Consider the following 18,274-nt stretch of genomic DNA (forward strand, 5'->3'; position numbering starts at 1 on the left):
CACCTGCCCCAAGGAATGCTAGGGGCAGCGAGGACTGTGAATTACCGGAAAATGGAGCACCTGATGGCCGGGGACTATATCGTTAAAGACATTTCATTGGCTGGCTTTGGCCGCAAAGAGCTGGACATAGCCGAAACCGAGATGCCGGGCCTGATGTCCCTGCGCGCGGAATACGGCGACAGCAAGCCGTTGAAAGGGGCGCGCATCGTCGGGTCGTTGCACATGACCATCCAGACGGGCGTTCTGATCGAAACGCTGGTGGCGCTGGGCGCGGATGTGCGCTGGGCGTCGTGCAACATCTTCTCGACCCAGGACCACGCCGCCGCCGCGATTGCCGAGGCGGGTATTCCCGTCTTCGCCGTCAAGGGCCAGACACTGGAAGAGCACTGGGATTATCTGGACAAATCCTTCCTGTTCGAGGAAGGCCCGAACATGATCCTGGATGATGGCGGCGACGCAACGCTGTACATCCTGCTGGGTGCCCGTGCCGAAGCGGGCGAGGACATCATCCCTGTTCCGGGTTCGGAAGAGGAAGAGGTGATCAAGAAGCAGATCGCCAAGCGTATGGCGGCAAGCCCGGGCTGGTTCACAAAGATGCGGGATCAGATCAAGGGTGTTTCCGAGGAAACCACCACCGGTGTGAACCGCCTGTATCAGCTGGTCAAGGACGGCCACCTGCCGTTCCCGGCGATTAACGTGAATGACAGCGTCACCAAGTCGAAATTCGACAACAAATACGGCTGCAAGGAATCGCTGGTCGATGGTATCCGCCGCGCCACCGACACGATGATGGCCGGCAAGGTTGCAGTGGTCTGTGGTTACGGTGATGTGGGCAAAGGCTCGGCCGCGTCGTTGCGTGGTGCGGGTGCCCGTGTGAAAGTCACCGAGGTTGACCCGATCTGCGCCCTGCAAGCCGCGATGGACGGGTTCGAAGTGACCCTGCTGGAAGACGAAGTCGCTACCGCGGATATCTTCATCACAACCACCGGCAACAAGGACGTGATCCGCATCGAGCATATGCGCGAGATGAAGGACATGGCCATCGTCGGCAACATCGGCCACTTCGACAACGAAATTCAGGTGGCCAGCCTGAAGAACCACAAATGGACCAACATCAAGGAACAGGTGGACATGATCGAGATGCCTTCGGGCAACCGCATCATCCTACTGTCCGAAGGTCGTCTGCTGAATCTGGGCAACGCCACCGGGCACCCGTCCTTCGTGATGTCGGCCTCGTTCACCAACCAGGTTCTGGCCCAGATCGAGCTGTTCACCAAAGGCGACCAGTACGAGAACAAAGTCTACATCCTGCCCAAGCATCTGGATGAGAAAGTGGCTCGCCTGCATCTGGATCGCATCGGCGTGAAGCTGACCCAGATGGATGCGGATCAGGCCGCTTACATCGGTGTCAAACCGGAAGGTCCGTACAAGCCGGAACACTACCGCTACTGATCGCCGTCTGGATATGACGCAGAAATCTGGGCGCCGCCGGTATTTGTACCTGGCGGCGTCTTTCTTTTTCAGGCTGGCGGTTGTTGTGATCCTTTTGGGCGGTGGTGTCTGGTGGGTGTTGGCGCATCCCGAAACGCCGATACCGTCACATTGGAACCCGTTGCGTGATCTGAAGGTAACCGCCCCGATTACACCCGTCACCAAGCTCCAACTGAACCGCGCATTGGCCAGCGAAGCACAGTGTCGGGCCGCTCTGGAAGACGCGGGTGTTCGGTTTGAGGCGATGGCGGACCTGGTTGTCGATCAGAACTGCGGCATCGCCGGTCGGGGTCGTCTGACCAAATTGGTGACATCAGGGATCGAGGATGTTGAAACCAGTTGCGCCACCGCGCTGCGCCTGACCATGTGGGAACATCACGTCGTACAGCCCGCCGCACGCGATCTGCTTGGGACCGACGTTTCCCGATTGCGCCACATCGGCAGTTACAATTGCCGCCCCATGCGCACCGCGCAGGGTGAAAACGGTGGGTGGAGCAGCCATGCCCGCGCGGATTCGATAGATATCGTCGGTGTGGATACCGTTGACGGTCGGACGCTGACCTTGTTGTCATACTGGCAGGGCTCGGGACCGGAAGGCGCCTTTTTTCGACGGATCTGGCACGAGGCCTGCGGTTGGTTTCGCGTGGTTCTTGGGCCCGATTTCAATCGTTTGCACGCGGATCATTTCCACTTGCAAGGCCCGGGGTGGGGCTATTGCCGCTAGGCTTTTCAGCAAGAAACGTGCAGGCTGCGACCAAGGGGGAGAAATCGTAAATTTTTTTCCTTTTGGAAAAGCCTGCGACGCGGCTAGTCTTTCGATCATCGGTAAAAGGTGCCGGGTAAACGGATCAAGGAGACTAGGATATGGGCAAGCGCGACGAGCTGATCGCCAAATACGCAGAAGACCTGAAAACCAAATGCGGGATGGACCCCGATATGGACCTGCTGACCAAGGTCACCATCGGTTGTGGTCCGGCGATCTATGACGCAGATGCGGCAACTGTCGCGGCCAGCCAGGATTCGGAACTGGAAACCGTCAAGAACAACTTCCTGATCAAAAAGCTGGGTCTGGCAGATGGCCCCGAACTGATGGAAGGGATCAACAAAGCCATGGAAACCTATGGCATGTCCGAGCGCAACAAGTACCGTGCCGTAGTCTATTATATTTTGACCAAGCATTTCGGAAAAGAATCCGTTTACAGCTGACCCGGTCGAAACCTACCAAGCGCCCGCCGAGATTTTGGCGGGCGTATTTAATTTGAGTTTCAATTTAACGACTTGGCGTTTGAAACCAAGGCTGTGGTTGCGCTAAGTTCAACCTGTGACCAGGACGGTCAGAACCAGATATTTCCATACGCGTGTGGTGAGTAGGGAGCACGCGGGGGTAGGGAAGGTTCTGTATCGTCAGAGCCTTCCCTCGTTTCTTATCTGAGTTCGCCAAGAATACGCGCAATGAAATTGTCGAATTCCGTGGGCCTCGGGTCCGAATTCCTGGATGACGCGCCACCGCTGCCTGCCAGGTAGACTTCTATCCGCCCCGGACGGGTCTTGCTGCCCGAATTCGTGAAGTCCCTCAATATTCCGTCAAGAGCATCAGCCGCCAGCGCCGCGTTTTCAGCGTCGCTTGGATGATAGAAACGAACCTGTGTTTCTCTGACACGAAAACCCACGCGGTCTGTTGACACGACAGTCGCGCGGCCCTGTGTAAGCAGTTCCAAAGCTCGGCTGCTGGCGTCTTGTGACACTCTCAAGGGAACAAAAAGCGAGACTTCGAGATCAATGGGGGATTGTGCGGGCGAAAGCGGTTTTACCTCTGCATAAGACGGGGCCGCAGATAAAGTGATCTCTTGCAGAACAGGGTCCAAAACCATCAAGGATGTCTGCGAAAAGCTGTCTTTGTTCGACCGGTTGGTGTGGCGCCACGGCGGTTCGGCAGAAGCTGTATACAAGGTTTGAATATCCGCAGAAGAAACGCTGGCCAAGATGGGTTCGAGCCGTGGCGGAATGAATATGGCTGGCGGGGACACAGACACGGCCGGTTCCGCTTCTGGGGTTGGGGGTCTTGGTTCCACCCTGTCTTGGTCATCCGCAGCCGAAATGTCTTCGGCAGGACCGGGTGGCGTCACAACTGCCTCAACCGAGACGCTCTGGTCTAGAGATGCGCCTGTGATCGCATCCTCGACCTCTTCGATGATTGCCGGGTTGGAAACGGGTGCGACTTCGGAAGACGCTGAATCGGCGGGGTCCTCGGCTGCTTGTGTGTCTCGTGGGGCCGGTGACTCAGCGATTCCGACGGTGGGGGCTCTGTCTGAAAGCAGCTCCTCGATTTCAGGAAGAGTTTCCGTCGCCGCATCCAGGCTGGCTGGGGGCGTTCCACCGGTAGAGCGCCAAGTTCCGACAATATGTGTGACCGCCCATTGCAGGAACGCGCCGCAAACCAAGGCGGCCAGAACAATACCTGCTCTAACCAAGGGTTTTTTCCTGGTTTTTGGTTCTTCCAAATGCAGGGAACGGACCCGGTCTGATACGATCTCTTCGATTTTGGTTTCGTCTGGTCGGGGCAGGTGCTCTGTCTCGGAAGGTTTCAGGGCGGGTTTTTCCTGCGCTTCACCCTGCGCCCCGCTGAGCACTCTGGCACGCTTTTCACGCGCCTCTTTCAGGCGCGCTTCCCAGTTTTTTGAATTCTTCGCAGCAACGGCGTCTTCGAATATCCCATTGCCGCCTTCGTCGTCAGACATGGGTTTTTGCTTTCAAGAAAGACCGATCTTTATTCGAACACCACCCGGCAATTTCGATCGCACAAAACCGCGACCGACATGATCTCACCCGGCAAAGCCCAAGGAAAGATAGCATCTTGCCAGAGCTTTGAGAAGTTCCGTGCCCGGCGCCATTTTCCCGTTCAATCAGGCTGGGTTTCGCCCAGCATGCAAATCACCCGCCATTCATCCTCGGCCACGGGTTGCACCGACAAGCGAGAGTTCTTCACCAGCACCATGTTGGCCAGACGCTCGTCCGCCTTGATCTGGTCCAGCGTTACGGGTTTGGAAAAGGGCCGCACGGCTTTGATGTCCACACACTCCCACCGTTCGTCATCGGTGGTGCTGTCGGGATGGGCCTCGGCACAGACCTCGACAATGCCAACAACGGACTTGTCCTTTTGCGAATGGTAAAAGAACCCCCGGTCTCCAACCTTCATCTGACGCATGAAATTGCGCGCCTGATAATTGCGTACACCGTCCCATTCCTCGCCCGCGTCGCCCTTTGCGACTTGCTGATCCCAACTCCAGGTCGACGGTTCCGACTTGAACAACCAATAGGCCATCAACCGATCACCTTTTTCCACGGGATCAGCTCAACCGATTGGAACAATCCTGCCTTCGCGTAAGGGTCGCCGTCGGCCCACGATTGTGCGGCGGCCGGGTCTTCCACATCGAGGATTATCAATGAACCGATCATGGCGTCACCGTTCAGCAACGGTCCGGCCTGTGACACGACGCCGGTTTCTTCGATATAGGCCAGGTGGGCCGAGCGGTTGTCCAATCGGGTTTGCAACGCGTCGGGTTTATCACGAGCGATGAGGGCGATCAGCATGTTATTCCTCCTTGAGGGGTCGATTTAGCAGGTTTTGAATGGCCTCGGTGACACTGTAGGCGCCATGGCTCAGGTCCGCCACCGTGGCGCTGATGGGCATATCCAGCCCTTCCTTGGCTGCAATGTCCGACATGGCACGAGCGGTGGCGACGCCTTCGACCGTTGTTTGGCTGTCAAAGGGCTGATTCAGACCCAAACTCAGGCCAAAACGATAGTTTCGGGACAGTTCGGAAGAGCAGGTCAGCACAAGATCCCCCAACCCGGACAAGCCCATCAGGGTGTCGGGGCGCGCGCCGCGCATCGCGGCAAAGCGTTGCATCTCGGCAAATCCGCGGGTCATCAAGGCCGCTCGGGCGCTGTCACCCAGACCTGCGCCGATGGCGGCGCCGCAGCCAATGGCCATGACATTCTTCAGCGCGCCGCCAAGTTCGGCGCCGACCGTGTCGGTGGTGCGATAAAGGCGCAGGTTCGCCGTCGTCAGTTCGGCCTGAAGCGCCTTGCCAAGTTTTGTATCCTCGCAAGCCAGCGTCAACGCGGTGGGCAGACCGTGCGCGATATCATCCGCAAAACTGGGCCCGGTCAGCAACGCGACGCTGGCATCCGGGACAACCTCTTTGATGACCGCGACAGGTCCGAGCCCCGAGGTCAGTTCAATTCCCTTGCAGCAGGCCACCAGAGTCTTGCCACGCAGGACCGGGGCGTGATCCTGCAAAGCGCTGCGCAATTTCTGCATCGGCACAGCCAACAAAAGCGTGTCAGCCCTGAGCGCCTCGGCGATGTCCGCGGTCACGGTGATGTCCGCGGGCAAGGTTATGTTGGGCAGCCGGGTTGCATTTTCGCGCGTCTCGCGCATCTGCTGCGCCTGATCGGCGTTTCTTGACCACAGTGTCACTGGCCCATTGCCTGCCAGCGAGATTGCCAGAGCCGTGCCAAACGCACCGGAGCCCAGGACGGATACGCTCATGCCTTGGCCCCTTTCTTGCCGCCGCCCAGCATGGCCGGGCTGTGTTGATCCAGAGGCCAGCGAGGGCGGGCGGTCAGGTCCAGCCCATCCCGCGCGCCGGTACGAAAGCGTTCCAGGCCAGCATAGGCAATCATCGCCGCATTGTCCGTGCACAACGCCAACGGGGGCGCGGTGAAACTGGTGTTTTTTTCAGCACAAACAGACTCTAATGCGGACCGAATGGCCGAGTTTGCGGCAACCCCTCCGGCAACGGCAATCACGGGTTCAGACGGAGAGGTTTCCAGATACAGATCAATCGCGCGCCGGGTTTTTTCGGCCAACGTGTCCACAATCGCCTGCTGGAATCCAGCGCACAGATCTGCGCGGTCCTGGCGCGTCAAGCCACCCTTTTCGGCCACGATCTGGTCGCGCATCCGCATCAAGGCCGTTTTCAATCCCGAAAAGGACAGATCGCAACCGGGCCGGTCCAGAAGCGGCCTGGGAAACTGAAAGCGTTTGGGATCACCGGCGCGCGCCTCGGCTTCGACGGAAGGGCCACCTGGTTGCGGCAGACCCAGAAGGCGGGCGGTTTTGTCGAAGGCCTCGCCCGGCGCATCGTCGATGGTGCCGCCTAGGCGGGTAAAATGTTCGGGCCCGTGGGCGATCAGGAACTGGCAGTGGCCGCCGGACACCAGAAGCATCAGGTAGGGGAAGGCAATGTTGTCCGTCAGTCGGGGTGTCAACGCGTGACCGGCAAGGTGATTGACACCCACCAGCGGCAGACCGGTTGCCGCACTGATCCCCTTGGCGCACATGACGCCCGACATGACCCCTCCGATCAGACCGGGCCCGGCGGTGACGGCAACGGCGTCCACGTCTTTCAGGGAAAGACCAGCCGTGTCCAGCGCTTGCAGAACGCAGACATCCAGCTTTTCCGCATGCGCCCGGGCTGCGATCTCGGGTACGACGCCACCAAAAGGACTGTGCAGTTCGGTTTGGCCATGTACCACGGATGACAGGATTTCGGCTTTGGCGCCCGTCGTTTTACGCACGATGGCCGCGGCGGTATCGTCGCAGCTGCTTTCCAATCCCAGTACGGTAAGTGTTTGCACCATCACCCTGATCCGTTGCATCATGATCTAACGGCGGGGTATCACCCTGCGCGGATGCAAACAATCCTGAAGGGCCAAGGGGCCGCACGTTGTATTTGTTGATGACCCGCCCGCGCGCCGCCTCTGAACGGTTCGTCGCGCAGCTGCCGACCCGCACCAAATCCCGGGTTCAGGTCATCTATTCTCCGATCATGGAAATCCGGCCTCTGCCGGTCGAGGTTGAGACCGAGGGTGTGCAGGGATTGATTTTCACGTCGGCCAATGCGGTGAACGCGGCGGCCCTGAAAGGTGTGGACCGCAACCTGCCCGCTTTCTGCGTCGGGCCGACAACGACCAGCACAGCGAAGGGTTGCGGCTGGCAGGCCGAAATGGTCGGGGCCACGGCGGAAGAACTGGTGGGACATCTGCTCAAGCGGAGGCCCAAAAGCCCGCTGTTGCATTTGAGGGGTGAGAACACGCGCGGCAATGTTGCCGGTCGACTGACCGAATCCGGCCTGACCGTGGGGGAACTGCCAGTCTACCAGCAACTGCTGTTGCCGCTAACATCCGAAGCGACCCGGGTGGCGGATCTGGATTCGCCGGTGATCACACCGCTTTTTTCGCCAAGAACGGCGCGACATTTTGCCGATATTTGGACCGGATCCGCGCCTTTGTGGTTGGCCGCAATCAGTCAGGCTACGGCGGATCCCCTTTATTCATTGGACTATGCGCGCCTGAAGATCGCAAAGAAGCCGACACCAAAGAAAATGCGTAAGGCTGTCAAAAAGCTTGTGAAACATGCGTTGCGGGTTGAGGGCGGCGCGGTCCCCGATTAACTTGACTGGGGCTGTTATTCATCTGAATTTGGATTCGATAAGGGGAATATTGCGGTGGCTGGTAAGAAAAAGTCCGAAGAAAAGCCGGTGGAAACCCCCAAGGCAGATGACGTCGTCGAACCCGAACTGCAACAGGAAGATACACCTGTTGACCCGACTGAGACCGTAGAAGAAGAACTTTCCGAAGCCGAAGCCGAAGCCGAAGCCGAAGCCGAAGCCGAAGCCGAAGCCGAAGCCGAAGCCGAAGCCGAAGCCGAAGCCGAAGCCGAAGCCGAAGCGTCGACTGAAGATACTGCCCCGGCCAAAGAAAAAGTGGTCGAGCGTGTCGTTGAAAAGCGTGGCGGATTTGTTCCCGCTTTGCTGGGCGGTGCCATCGCTGCCGCCGTCGGGTTTGCGCTGGGCAATGGCGGGCTGTTGTCAACTGGCTCGGACAGCTCGGATACCTTGGCGGCGTTGGAATCCAAACTGGCAGACCAGTCCGACCAGATTGCCAAGCTGTCTCAGGCGCTTGCAAACAGTCCGGATGTTGCTGGTTTGACGGATCAGGCCAAAGCGCTGTCCGACAAATTGACACCCGTGGAAAGTGACCTGAGTGCGATCAAATCCACTGTGGATACGCTGTCAGGCCAGATCGGACCATTGTCAGAGCGCATTGCGACGCTTGAGAAAACCCCGATCGAATCCAGCGTGTCGCCCGAATCCATGGCCGCCTTCGAAGCTGAGCTGAAGAAGCTTCAGGACTCGCTGGCCTCGCAACGGGCCGAGGTTGAAAAAATGGTTTCTGACGCTCAGGCGCTGGAGGCAAAAGCATCAGCCGATGCGCAGGCCGCGGCCAATGCCGCCGTACTGTCGCGCTTGCATGGGCAACTGGATGCGGGTCAGCCCTATTCCGATCTGGTTGCAGAACTGAAAGCAGGCGGTGTGGATGTGCCGGATGCCCTGTCCGGGCCGGCTGAGAAGGGTGTTGAAACACTCTCTTCTCTGCGCGACAGTTTCGAACCTGCGGCCCGAACCGCGCTGTCCCAAGCCCGTGAAGCCGACAAGGGCACCGGCCTGATCGCATTTCTGCAACGTCAAACGGGCGCGCGCTCGGTCACGCCCCAGGAAGGGGATGGACCAGATGCCATCCTGTCACGGGCACAGGCTGCGCTTGCGGACGGAGACCTGGCCAAAGCCTTGAGCGAACTGAAGTCACTTCCCGAAGCGGCACAGGCTGCAATGTCCGATTGGGAACAGGCGGCCCAAACACGGGTCGCCGCCGTCGATGTGGCGAATACACTGGCTTCCAGCCTGAACTCGAACTGAAGGACCTGCCATGCTGTGGTCACTGTTTAAGATCCTAGTTTTTGTTGCGATTATCGGCCTGCTGGCGTTGGGCGGTCACTTCCTGATGCAAACCAGTGGCGGGGTTCAAATCACCGTCGCGGGCACGGAATTCACGCTGGGGCCGCTTCAGTCGGTGATCGCGCTGGCTGTGTTGGTTTTTGCGGTCTGGCTGTTTTTCACGTTGCTCAGCCTGCTGATCGCAACGCTGAAATTCCTGAACGGTGACGAAACGGCGCTGTCTCGGTATTTTGACCGCAATCGCCAGCAAAAGGGATACCAGGCGCTGGCTGATGGTCTGTTGGCGCTGGCCTCGGGCGAAGGGCGCGTGGCCATGACCAAAGCCAGCAAGGCCGAGAAACTGCTGAACAAGCCCGAGCTTACCGATCTGCTGGTGGCACAGGCCGCCGAGATGACCGGGGATACGAAAAAGGCATCGGACACTTATAAAAAACTGGTGACCAACAGCGCCACCCGTTTCGTCGGCGTGCGCGGGATCATGAAGCAGAAGCTGGCCGAAGGTGATGATGAAACGGCCCGCAAACTGGCCGAGAAGGCCCTGGCGATCAAACCGCGTCATGAAGAAACGCAGGACGTGCTGCTGAACCTGCAAACCAAGGCGCAGGATTGGGCCGGTGCACGTTCGACCCTGACGGCCAAGTTGAAGGCCGGGTATTTACCGCGCGATGTTTTCAAACGGCGTGACGCGGTTCTGGCCTTGTCCGAAGCCAAGGGAATTCTGGACGAAGGTGCGACGGTCGAACAGCAGGAACGCGCGATTGAAGCCAATCGCCTGTCGCCTGATCTGGTGCCAGCCGCTGCCATGGCGGCCCGCGCGTATATCGCCAAAGGCAAACCCCGGGCGGCAACCAAGATTCTGAAAAAAGCATGGGAGGCGCAGCCGCATCCGGATCTGGCCCATGCCTTTGCCGACATCGTGCCGGATGAAACCCCCGACCAACGGATCAAGCGGTTCACCGCGCTGACCCGGATTCACCCCGAGAACATGGAGACGCGCCTGATACTGGCCGAACTGAACATCGTGGCCGAGGACTTCCCCGAAGCCCGCCGTGCGCTGGGCGATGTGGTCGAAACGCAGGGTGATGCGCGCGCCTATACTTTGATGGCCGCTATCGAACGCGGCGAGGGGGCCTCGGACGCCATTGTGCAAGGCTGGTTGGCCAAAGCGCTGAATGCGCCGCGTGGTCCGCAATGGGTGTGCACCAATTGCCATGATATCCAACCTGAATGGGGACCGGTCTGCCAGAACTGCGGCAGCTTCGACACGCTCAGCTGGCAGACACCACAAACACCCGAAATCGCAAGCGCGACCGGCGTACATATGTTGCCTTTGATCGTTGGTGCGCTCGAAGATCAATCCGAAGAGCCTGAAGTCATGGAGCCCGCGGACGAGGATGATGTGGTCGAAGTGACACCAGAGTCGGCAGAGGTGGCAGACGAAGCCGAGGTTCAAAAGCAGGCCTGAGCCCTGCAACGCCCGTTTTTGCCTGCTTACACTCATTGAGATTGATGCGACGCCGCGCTTTTTGGTGAAGCCAAACCGGACGCCAGTGGTCCGAAGGGTCGTGCTTTTTCGTCTCTCTCAGCGGCTTGTCGACGCGTTGGCGGCCTCTTGCATTTACAGGCTGTGTTGGCCGCTTCCTCCGCAAAGCAGCCGTTTAACAAAGGCGCAGTTAACGTCCGAGATGCGGTCAAAATGGCCGTTCGCGTTCTTCGTCGCGAAGTACACAGTCAATCCAAAGCGGACGTTTAACTGGTGTCTATTTTCCAGCAGTTTTGGGATGAAATCGGCATCTGAATTCTGCCTCAGTTTTTTGGTAAGTACCGATCCAACAGAGCATCGACCAACCCTTCCTGAAGTTGGTAACCAGTGGCTTTGTCCACTCGCAAAATGTCTTCCAGAATAATAAGTTGTTCCATGCCCGTCGTCATGGATAATCGTTTTGCCAGGTCGACAATTTCCTTCGGCTTCATCAATGGATGAACTGGTGCAAGTGCTTCCGAAAAAGCCGCCACTCTTCTGGCGCCACGCATTTTGACAGTTCCATCTTCAAGTGATGCCTTGAGTGATTCAGCAAGAAACTGCCGGAAGTGCGCCTCATGAACCCGAGAAAAATCCAGATAGTAGCGCGCAACGGCGTGTACGCGGCTCCTGACGTTATTCAGCCCCTCGAGAAGTTCTGAAGTTGGAGTAACTTCAAGATCGAGCGTCGCATCCAAAGCCAAGACACTTGGATCAGAAAAGTAACGATAGACCGTCGCACGACTGGTTTTGGCACGCTCAGCGACTTTTGCCAGCGTGACTTCTTTGCCTTCCGACATCAAGTCACGTGCAGCTGAAAGAAGTGCTTCTCGTGTTCGATTAATTTGATTTGTACGCGACGCCAATACCAAGCCTTTTGTGATACACTTGTCTCATTAGTAGATATATGTATCATAAGGGCAGTGTGTTTCAAGTAAAGGGAGTTGAAGTAATGGCTGAACCTCGTCCGCGAATTTATCATCTTCTAGGAAACCTTCTAACCTTTCACGCCTTTCCCAGTGAGACCGGAGATCGTTGCACAATCGTTGAGATAAAGACGGCGCCGGGTGCCGGTGCGCCACCCAATCATCATGCTGGCGAAGACGAAAGCTTCTATGTGCTTGATGGTGAATTCGAGTTCTTTGTGAATGGTGAGACAATCAGCGCAAAAAGTGGTGACTTCGTCAAAGTTCCGGACGGCGCAGTGCACGCCTTTACGTGTACTGGGGAACGGCCTGGCCGGCTACTTTGCATAAACGCCCCTGGCGCGATGCATGACACTTTCTTTACTGAAGCTGGTGAAGCAATGCCTGATGGTACGACAGAAATTCCGGCGCCAGATGGACCGCCAGACATTCCGGCAATCATGGCCGTAGCAGACCGAGCAGGAATGACGATCTTGGTGCCTGCAGAAGTTCCCAGCTAACAAACGCGCCTATACAATTCCAGGTTGAGAAACGGAAGTATTGGACTGAAAACTCTGCTATAGACCCTATCTGGTAACACTAGCTCAATCCCAAGCCGGCATTCACGATGAGACCTTGCGATTGTGGATAGCGGACATTCGCTGCGCTGTCCAAAAATGTCTTCTATGTGAACCAGAGCAATCGTTTACGCGTAGGCGTGATAGCGGCTTAGATTGTCTGCTATCTGCGCTTGGTCAAGTTCGTTTTGGCGTGAGAACGCTCAATTCAGCATTCTTTCCGAAACGTCCTCAAGAAGGGTATGAAGATCGAAATCTTCGCCTTTCTCAGCAAGCCCTTTGTCATGCAGAATGAAGGACAGCCCGTGCACGAAACTCCACAACAAAAAACCACGGCGGCGAACTTCGTCTGTGATTCCCGGTTCACCGAGACACTTTGCTACCTCAGTCAAGAGAATCCCGAAACTTTGCTGGCCACCTTCCTCCAACCGGGGATCCGCGATGCGATCTGTGAAGCCGCCAAATTTCAGTCTGAAGATCCCAGGCTCATTTAACGCGAAGGCAACATACTCCATCCCGATGGCAGTAATGCGCTCGGGAGATCCTTCGGGAACGCCTTCCAGTGCGGCAAGCATTTTGTCTCGGTGCCGATCCATTCCTTCAAGGACAGTGGCGACCAACATTTCTGTCTTGTCTTTGAAGTGCTTGTAAGGTGCCGCGGTTGATACGCCAGCCCTTCTACAGGCCTCGGAAACGGAAAAACTGTCCGGACCTTTTTCTTCAACCAACTGTCGGGTTGCTTCGATCAGTGCAGCGCGGAGATCGCCGTGATGATAGGCTTTCTTGCTCACCGTTTGACCGGTCGCTTGGCTGATTTTTGAGTGACTTTTTTCTATGCTGGTCATGATCCAACATGTGCCAGATCACGTATCCCTTGTCAAAGTGAGAACTTCTAACATATGTTAGAGATGCTAACTTGATGAGGTCCGCAAATGCCAAGTCCCGCGAAATACTTTACTGAAAAGACCAAGCCGAGCTTCTTTTTGCGTGTTTTACGCGGTACCGTGCGTGTCGGGGTGACCGTTAGCTTCATAGGTGTTGCGGCGGCCGCAGTTTACTTCGGTGCATCGGAGCTGACGCGCAGAGCAGATGCTGTACCGGCGCCAGATGCAGCTGCTGTAACCCCAGTCTCCGCCACACCAATCACGTCCGAAAGCGCCTACACAGTCGACCGTGTATTCATCGGTCAGGTCGAGCCTCAGCGTTCGGCAGATATCTCTTTCGAATTGAATGGGACGCTTGATCAAATTCTGGTGGATGAGGGTGACGAGGTTGCTAAGGGCCAACTTCTCGCAACGTTAGACGTAGCTCTGTTGGAGGTTGAACGCGACCGACTGACGGCATCTCGTGATGCCATTGCAGCCCAGCTTTCATTCGCCGAGAAAACGGTCGAGCGAAACGCGAAACTCATCGAACAAGGCTTTACCAGTCAAGCTCGCCTAGATGAGGCAGTTTCCAGACAAGATGAATTGTTGTCTAGAATTGGGGAACTGGATGCAGCGCTGCGGGACGTAACCGTTCGGATCGAAAAATCCAGCATTGAGGCTCCGTTTTCTGGTCAAATAACCGCGCGACACGTCGACGGCGGTGAAACTCTGCGCTCGGGTGAACTGGTTCTGGGTATGGTCGAGGTCGTTTCGCCGCAGATTCGAATTGGTATCCCACTCGACGTTGACCCGGCGCTTCTGACAGATGTTGAAATCGAGATCGCTGGTCAAAGCTATCGGGCTGACCTTGCAACCTTGCGGCCCGACATTGATCCGGTAACCCGCACCAGAACCGCACTTTTCGATCTGAGGAACGCGCCGGACGTTGCCTTCGGGCAGACCGCTCGTGTGCATATAATTGATCCCGTACAGAGTGCGGGAACCTGGGTGCCCACGACATCCTTGAAAGAAGGTACGCGTGGGCAATGGACACTGCTGGTTGCAGACGCGCAGAAGATTGTGCGCCTAGCAACGGTCGAAGTTCTGCATGCTGAAGATGACCGTGTTTTCGTACGCGGCGCGTTTCCAGAAGGCACTGTTCTGATCGACCAAGGGCCACAGCGCGTTACTGTTGGCCAGCGCGTCGCTTTCAACACGGGCGAGTAACGGAGCGATTTGATGGAAACCCTTACCTTTCGCCACCCCCGACTGGTTGCTCTTATCATTTTGGTGCTTGTGTCTGCAGGCCTGTCTTCGTTCTTATCGTTGGGCCGGCAGGAAGACCCAACGATTACCAACCTCTTCGCAACTGTGACGACGCAGTTCCCGGGTGCAGACCCGGAGCGGGTCGAAGCGTTGGTCACCGCAGAAATCGAAGAAGAACTGCGGAAAATCTCCGAAGTGGATGAAATCAGCTCTGTATCCCGGTCGGGCGTATCGGTCGTTTCGGTAGAGTTGCTGGAGACGCTGGATGAAGCAACCATTGAGCAGGTTTGGGCCGAAGCTCGGGATGCCGTTGAAGATGCTCGACAGAACTTTCCGAGTGGAGTGTTGCCGCCGGAATTCGATGCCGAGGGTATTTCTGCCTATTCTGCTGTCATTGCCGTTGCGGCCGAGGATCCGGACTTCCCGTTAACTTTGCTGTCGCGGCATGCCGAAGCTCTGGGTGACAGGCTGCGCGCGATACCCTCTACGCGAGCCGTGGACTATTTCGGTCAGCCGGAAGAAGAAGTGCTCGTAAATGTCGATATGGACAAGGCCGCTGCGCTTGGGCTCAGCGCTGCCGAGATCTCCCAGCGGATTGCAGAAGCAGATGGGAAGGTCCAATCTGGGCGGTTGCAGTCCGATGTCGACCTGACCATAGGCATAAGCGGAGAAATTGAGACTTTGGACCGCATTCGAAGCATCGTCCTGCGAGAAAATGCAGACGGTGCCGTGGTGCAGCTCGGAGATATTGCCAGCGTAGACCGGGGCGCGCGCAAACCGCAGCCCTCAATCGCGTTTGCGAACGGAAAGCCCTCGGTTTTGATAGGAGTTCTGGCGCAGGACGGGGTACAGATCGACCGTTGGACAGGCTTTCTTCGGGATGAGCTTGAGGCCGGCGCCGCATCGGTACCTTTGGGCATGCAGGAAATACTGCTGTTTGATCAAAGCCAGTACACGACGGATCGTTTGTCAGAGGTTGGGATCAACATGGCCATTGGCGTGGCTCTGGTCGTGGCAGTTTTGTTTGTTACGTTGGGGGTTCGGGCAGCTGCGATTGTGGCTTTGGTATTGCCGGTTGTTTCATTGGCAACTCTGGCGACTATGAACATGATTGGATTGCCAATTCATCAGATGTCCGTGACGGGCCTGATTGTTGCCCTCGGTCTGCTCGTTGACGCAGCTATCGTCATGACCGATGAAATTCGGCGTCGTCTGCAGGATGGGATGGAGCGACTTGCAGCCGTACGAGATGCTGTTCGCCGGTTGGCCGCACCTTTGCTGGCATCGACTGTCACAACGGCGCTTGCTTTCACACCGATGATCTTGCTGCCGGGACCCGCCGGCGACTTTGTGGGTGCCATCGCGATCGCTGTGGTACTTATGCTTGTCTGGTCCCTGGTTGTAGCCTTGACGGTGACACCGGCGATTGCTGGTTGGTTGCTGTCCGATCGCCCAAACGCAGGAATGCTGAGTCGCGGCATCAGTATCCCGCCGCTTGCCCGCTTGTTCGAGGCCTCAATCCGATTGTCCGTTGCCAATCCGGTGCGATCCATCGCCTTGGCACTGGTCTTGCCCGCGCTTGGCTTCGCGGCCTTTCCAACGCTTACTGCGCAATTCTTCCCGGGCGTCGACCGAAACCAGTTCTATATCGAGGTCGACATGCCAGGTGGAACATCAATTTCCACCACCGAAGCAACCGCCCGCCAGATCGATGAAATGCTACTGGCAGATGAAGGTGTTAAGAGTGTCTACTGGACAGTCGGAGAGTCCGGCCCGGCATTCTACTACAACATCGTTGGCAACCGTTCGCGCGAGCCCGGGTTCGCACAAGCCATGATCACGACCGACACGGCCGACGATGCGGCCCGCCTTGTCGGAGCGTTGCAGAGCCGTCTGGATATCGACTTTCCTGATGCGCAGATCATCGTGCGCAATCTTGTTCAGGGTCCTCCGGTCGCCGCACCGGTTGAAGTCAAAATTCAAGGGCAGGACATCTCGGAATTACGCAATCTAGGCGACGAGGTTCGTTCAGTCATGGCCAATCTCGATCTGGTGACGCAGGCGCGCGCCAGTGTGAACGGCGGCAACCCTCAAATCCGGTTCGAGATTGATGAGGTCAAAGCCCGTTTGCTGGGGCTGGACGTGGCGGATATAGCGGGTCAGCTGGACACGGCGCTTGTTGGCATCACCGGTGGGTCACTGATCGAAGGGACTGAGCAGTTGCCGGTGCGCGTACGTTTGGGTGACGAGGTGCGATCAGATCTAAGCGCGATTGTCAGTATGCCCATTCTACTGCCGAACGCTGCCGAAATATCCGCGACAGGAATTTTCCCTGCTGTACCGTTGTCGGAACTAGCCAGACCCATAATCGAACCTGCGGAAAGCGTCATAACTCGAACGGATGGCGTGCGAGAAAACACCATACAGGCGTTTATCGTACCCGGTGTTTTACCCGAAGAGGCTTTGCAGGACATATTGGAAGCGCTTGATGCGTCCGGGTTTGTGTTGCCGCAAGGCTATTCGATGTCCTTAGGCGGCGACAGCGATGCGCGATCCAATACCGTGGGAAATCTGCTCGCCTCTGTCGGGTTGATCGTCACACTCTCCATCGCGACGATCGTTCTGACCTTCAACTCGTTCCGGCTGACCCTTGTGACCTTGGTCGTGTGCGTGTTGTCTGCAGGCCTTTCACTGCTGTCGCTGGCCGTCATGCAGTTCCCGTTCGGAATAACGGCAATCATCGGGGTCATCGGCTCAATAGGAGTTTCGATCAACGCGGCGATCATTATTTTGACCGGGTTACAACAAGACCGAGAGGCCAGCCAGGGAGATCGCGCAGCCATGGCGCGCGTAGTTACTGGTTCCAGCCGTCACATTATTTCGACAACGGTCACGACCTTTGGCGGCTTCCTACCTCTGATCTTGGGTGGAGGTGCATTTTGGCCACCATTCGCCGTAGCGATCGCAGGCGGCGTTTTGTTGTCAACCGTTGTATCTTTCTACTTCACCCCTCCCGTGTTCGCTTTGGTGTTTCGTATAACATTCAACAAACAACGTCCGGCCAAAAACCGCCGTTCCGAACCACACGAAGCCGTCGTCGCGCTTGTGGCGGAATGAGAATTGAGCCTACTTCTCCTTGTGAGTTGGTGTGGTTCAAAGCCGCCGTTGTTCGAAGTAAGAATCAAGTTCTGCTGTGGATCGCACGCCGGGTTTTGCAATGTCTGGCTTCTGCGCGTTGCGGTCGTTAGCGCGGACTGCAGCACTTAGTTACTTTGGGGCCGGATCGGAAAGTTGCTCGACTGAGATGCACGACTGCTTTGCGATACTTTTCCGTCAATGACCCGCTTGCCCCGGTTGTGCGGAGGATACGACTCATAATCGATTTGGGCTATCTGTCTCGTTGTAGATTGCGCAGCCTTGGCTTTGATCATTAGGACCATTGGAACGGGCGGAACAACCTTAACAAAACCTAACAACTCGGTTGCAGTCAGCGGACGATTCTGTCGAAGCTTGGAAGCTGCGCGATACCAACCAATACCTACAGGTCTATCAGCAAAAAGTCGGGAGAAAAATCAGGGGGTATTTTGATGCCCGCAAAGAAAATTTTTGTGTTCCAACATCTTGCGGGGAGATTTGGTGCCCAGGAGAGGCATCCAAACTATATATCTTGGAGTACAAAGGAATACTCAGCTTTACCTAACCATATATAAAATATACGTTTATTTGTTTCATGCTATACCATTCTGTACCACCATACCCCATATCTAGGGGTGGATAGAAAGGTGGATGTAGAATGGCACGGCCAAAACACAAACTTTCCAGCGCTGAACTCAAGGCTAAA

General features: G+C 56.7%; 16 protein-coding genes. 9 read left to right on the forward strand and 7 right to left on the reverse strand.

Going from position 1 to position 18,274, the window contains the following annotated elements; all coding sequences use genetic code 11:
• The first annotated feature begins 63 nt into the window (after window positions 1-63).
• The 3 genes from ahcY (at window position 64) to ACR0C6_RS17590 (ending at window position 2,697) form a co-directional block, all read left to right on the forward strand.
• Window positions 64-1,452 (forward strand): adenosylhomocysteinase, encoded by a 1,389-nt coding sequence (ahcY, locus tag ACR0C6_RS17580; protein WP_171233586.1) that lies wholly within the window; start codon window positions 64-66, stop codon window positions 1,450-1,452.
• A 13-nt stretch (window positions 1,453-1,465) separates the two neighbouring features.
• On the forward strand, window positions 1,466-2,215 hold the full coding sequence (locus tag ACR0C6_RS17585) for an extensin-like domain-containing protein (protein ID WP_171230178.1): 750 nt from the start codon (window positions 1,466-1,468) through the stop codon (window positions 2,213-2,215).
• Window positions 2,216-2,355: 140 nt separating this feature from the next.
• A complete protein-coding gene (locus ACR0C6_RS17590) occupies window positions 2,356-2,697 on the forward strand; it encodes a DUF2853 family protein (RefSeq protein ID WP_171171577.1) in 342 nt (113 codons plus the stop codon).
• Window positions 2,698-2,915: 218 nt separating this feature from the next.
• Here ACR0C6_RS17590 and ACR0C6_RS17595 read toward each other — a convergent pair whose 3' ends face one another.
• The 5 genes from ACR0C6_RS17595 to tsaD all read right to left on the reverse strand — a co-directional run bounded on the left by ACR0C6_RS17595 (window position 2,916) and on the right by tsaD (window position 7,140).
• Window positions 2,916-4,229 (reverse strand): hypothetical protein, encoded by a 1,314-nt coding sequence (locus ACR0C6_RS17595; protein WP_480620449.1) that lies wholly within the window; start codon window positions 4,227-4,229, stop codon window positions 2,916-2,918.
• A 161-nt stretch (window positions 4,230-4,390) separates the two neighbouring features.
• The gene (locus ACR0C6_RS17600) at window positions 4,391-4,813 is read right to left on the reverse strand and encodes an EVE domain-containing protein (protein WP_171640489.1); all 423 of its coding nucleotides are present in this window, start codon (window positions 4,811-4,813) and stop codon (window positions 4,391-4,393) included.
• Window positions 4,813-5,082 (reverse strand): YciI family protein, encoded by a 270-nt coding sequence (locus tag ACR0C6_RS17605; RefSeq protein ID WP_152459651.1) that lies wholly within the window; start codon window positions 5,080-5,082, stop codon window positions 4,813-4,815. The genes ACR0C6_RS17600 and ACR0C6_RS17605 overlap by 1 nt, the downstream gene beginning before the upstream one ends.
• Window position 5,083: 1 nt before the next feature.
• Entirely contained in the window at window positions 5,084-6,046 is a 963-nt protein-coding gene (locus ACR0C6_RS17610; RefSeq protein ID WP_480620451.1) for an NAD(P)H-dependent glycerol-3-phosphate dehydrogenase, read from the reverse strand.
• Window positions 6,043-7,140, reverse strand: coding sequence for a tRNA (adenosine(37)-N6)-threonylcarbamoyltransferase complex transferase subunit TsaD (tsaD, locus tag ACR0C6_RS17615; RefSeq protein ID WP_171230230.1), 1,098 nt, complete (start codon window positions 7,138-7,140; stop codon window positions 6,043-6,045). Before tsaD ends, ACR0C6_RS17610 begins: the two co-directional genes overlap by 4 nt.
• A gap of 98 nt (window positions 7,141-7,238) precedes the next feature.
• On the opposite strand from tsaD, the gene ACR0C6_RS17620 reads away from it, so the two are divergent.
• Genes ACR0C6_RS17620 through ACR0C6_RS17630 form a run of 3 tightly spaced genes read left to right on the forward strand, consistent with a single transcriptional unit; the run spans window position 7,239 to window position 10,761 of the window.
• A complete protein-coding gene (locus ACR0C6_RS17620) occupies window positions 7,239-7,952 on the forward strand; it encodes a uroporphyrinogen-III synthase (RefSeq protein ID WP_171230182.1) in 714 nt (237 codons plus the stop codon).
• A 54-nt stretch (window positions 7,953-8,006) separates the two neighbouring features.
• On the forward strand, window positions 8,007-9,257 hold the full coding sequence (locus ACR0C6_RS17625) for a COG4223 family protein (protein ID WP_480620453.1): 1,251 nt from the start codon (window positions 8,007-8,009) through the stop codon (window positions 9,255-9,257).
• 10 nt (window positions 9,258-9,267) lie between these two features.
• Window positions 9,268-10,761, forward strand: coding sequence for a heme biosynthesis HemY N-terminal domain-containing protein (locus tag ACR0C6_RS17630; protein ID WP_480447687.1), 1,494 nt, complete (start codon window positions 9,268-9,270; stop codon window positions 10,759-10,761).
• A 341-nt stretch (window positions 10,762-11,102) separates the two neighbouring features.
• Here the strand turns inward: ACR0C6_RS17630 and ACR0C6_RS17635 are convergent, their stop codons facing one another.
• On the reverse strand, window positions 11,103-11,690 hold the full coding sequence (locus ACR0C6_RS17635; RefSeq protein WP_480459153.1) for a TetR/AcrR family transcriptional regulator: 588 nt from the start codon (window positions 11,688-11,690) through the stop codon (window positions 11,103-11,105).
• An 80-nt stretch (window positions 11,691-11,770) separates the two neighbouring features.
• Here ACR0C6_RS17635 and ACR0C6_RS17640 point away from each other — a divergent pair, with 80 nt between their 5' ends.
• Window positions 11,771-12,244: a cupin domain-containing protein gene (locus ACR0C6_RS17640; RefSeq protein WP_253282584.1), complete on the forward strand. Its 474-nt coding sequence runs from the start codon at window positions 11,771-11,773 to the stop codon at window positions 12,242-12,244.
• A gap of 260 nt (window positions 12,245-12,504) precedes the next feature.
• Here ACR0C6_RS17640 and ACR0C6_RS17645 read toward each other — a convergent pair whose 3' ends face one another.
• A complete protein-coding gene (locus tag ACR0C6_RS17645) occupies window positions 12,505-13,146 on the reverse strand; it encodes a TetR/AcrR family transcriptional regulator (RefSeq protein WP_171233500.1) in 642 nt (213 codons plus the stop codon).
• 138 nt (window positions 13,147-13,284) lie between these two features.
• On the opposite strand from ACR0C6_RS17645, the gene ACR0C6_RS17650 reads away from it, so the two are divergent.
• On the forward strand, window positions 13,285-14,394 hold the full coding sequence (locus ACR0C6_RS17650; RefSeq protein ID WP_480620455.1) for an efflux RND transporter periplasmic adaptor subunit: 1,110 nt from the start codon (window positions 13,285-13,287) through the stop codon (window positions 14,392-14,394).
• A 12-nt stretch (window positions 14,395-14,406) separates the two neighbouring features.
• Window positions 14,407-17,550, forward strand: coding sequence for an efflux RND transporter permease subunit (locus ACR0C6_RS17655; RefSeq protein ID WP_480620457.1), 3,144 nt, complete (start codon window positions 14,407-14,409; stop codon window positions 17,548-17,550).
• Window positions 17,551-18,274 lie beyond the last annotated feature (724 nt).

The organism is Ruegeria sp. AL12, from assembly GCF_056540885.1.

Bases quoted from the DNA above. Each gene is read 5' to 3' on its own strand.
- ACR0C6_RS17655 (WP_480620457.1), top strand. From the start codon at position 14,407: ATGGAAACCCTTACCTTTCGCCACCCCCGACTGGTTGCTCTTATCATT.
- ACR0C6_RS17585 (WP_171230178.1), top strand. From the start codon at position 1,466: ATGACGCAGAAATCTGGGCGCCGCCGGTATTTGTACCTGGCGGCGTCT.
- ACR0C6_RS17630 (WP_480447687.1), top strand. From the start codon at position 9,268: ATGCTGTGGTCACTGTTTAAGATCCTAGTTTTTGTTGCGATTATCGGC.
- ACR0C6_RS17605 (WP_152459651.1), bottom strand. From the start codon at position 5,082: ATGCTGATCGCCCTCATCGCTCGTGATAAACCCGACGCGTTGCAAACC.
- ahcY (WP_171233586.1), top strand. From the start codon at position 64: ATGGCCGGGGACTATATCGTTAAAGACATTTCATTGGCTGGCTTTGGC.
- ACR0C6_RS17610 (WP_480620451.1), bottom strand. From the start codon at position 6,046: ATGAGCGTATCCGTCCTGGGCTCCGGTGCGTTTGGCACGGCTCTGGCA.
- ACR0C6_RS17645 (WP_171233500.1), bottom strand. From the start codon at position 13,146: ATGACCAGCATAGAAAAAAGTCACTCAAAAATCAGCCAAGCGACCGGT.
- ACR0C6_RS17620 (WP_171230182.1), top strand. From the start codon at position 7,239: ATGACCCGCCCGCGCGCCGCCTCTGAACGGTTCGTCGCGCAGCTGCCG.
- ACR0C6_RS17640 (WP_253282584.1), top strand. From the start codon at position 11,771: ATGGCTGAACCTCGTCCGCGAATTTATCATCTTCTAGGAAACCTTCTA.
- tsaD (WP_171230230.1), bottom strand. From the start codon at position 7,140: ATGGTGCAAACACTTACCGTACTGGGATTGGAAAGCAGCTGCGACGAT.
- ACR0C6_RS17600 (WP_171640489.1), bottom strand. From the start codon at position 4,813: ATGGCCTATTGGTTGTTCAAGTCGGAACCGTCGACCTGGAGTTGGGAT.
- ACR0C6_RS17590 (WP_171171577.1), top strand. From the start codon at position 2,356: ATGGGCAAGCGCGACGAGCTGATCGCCAAATACGCAGAAGACCTGAAA.
- ACR0C6_RS17595 (WP_480620449.1), bottom strand. From the start codon at position 4,229: ATGTCTGACGACGAAGGCGGCAATGGGATATTCGAAGACGCCGTTGCT.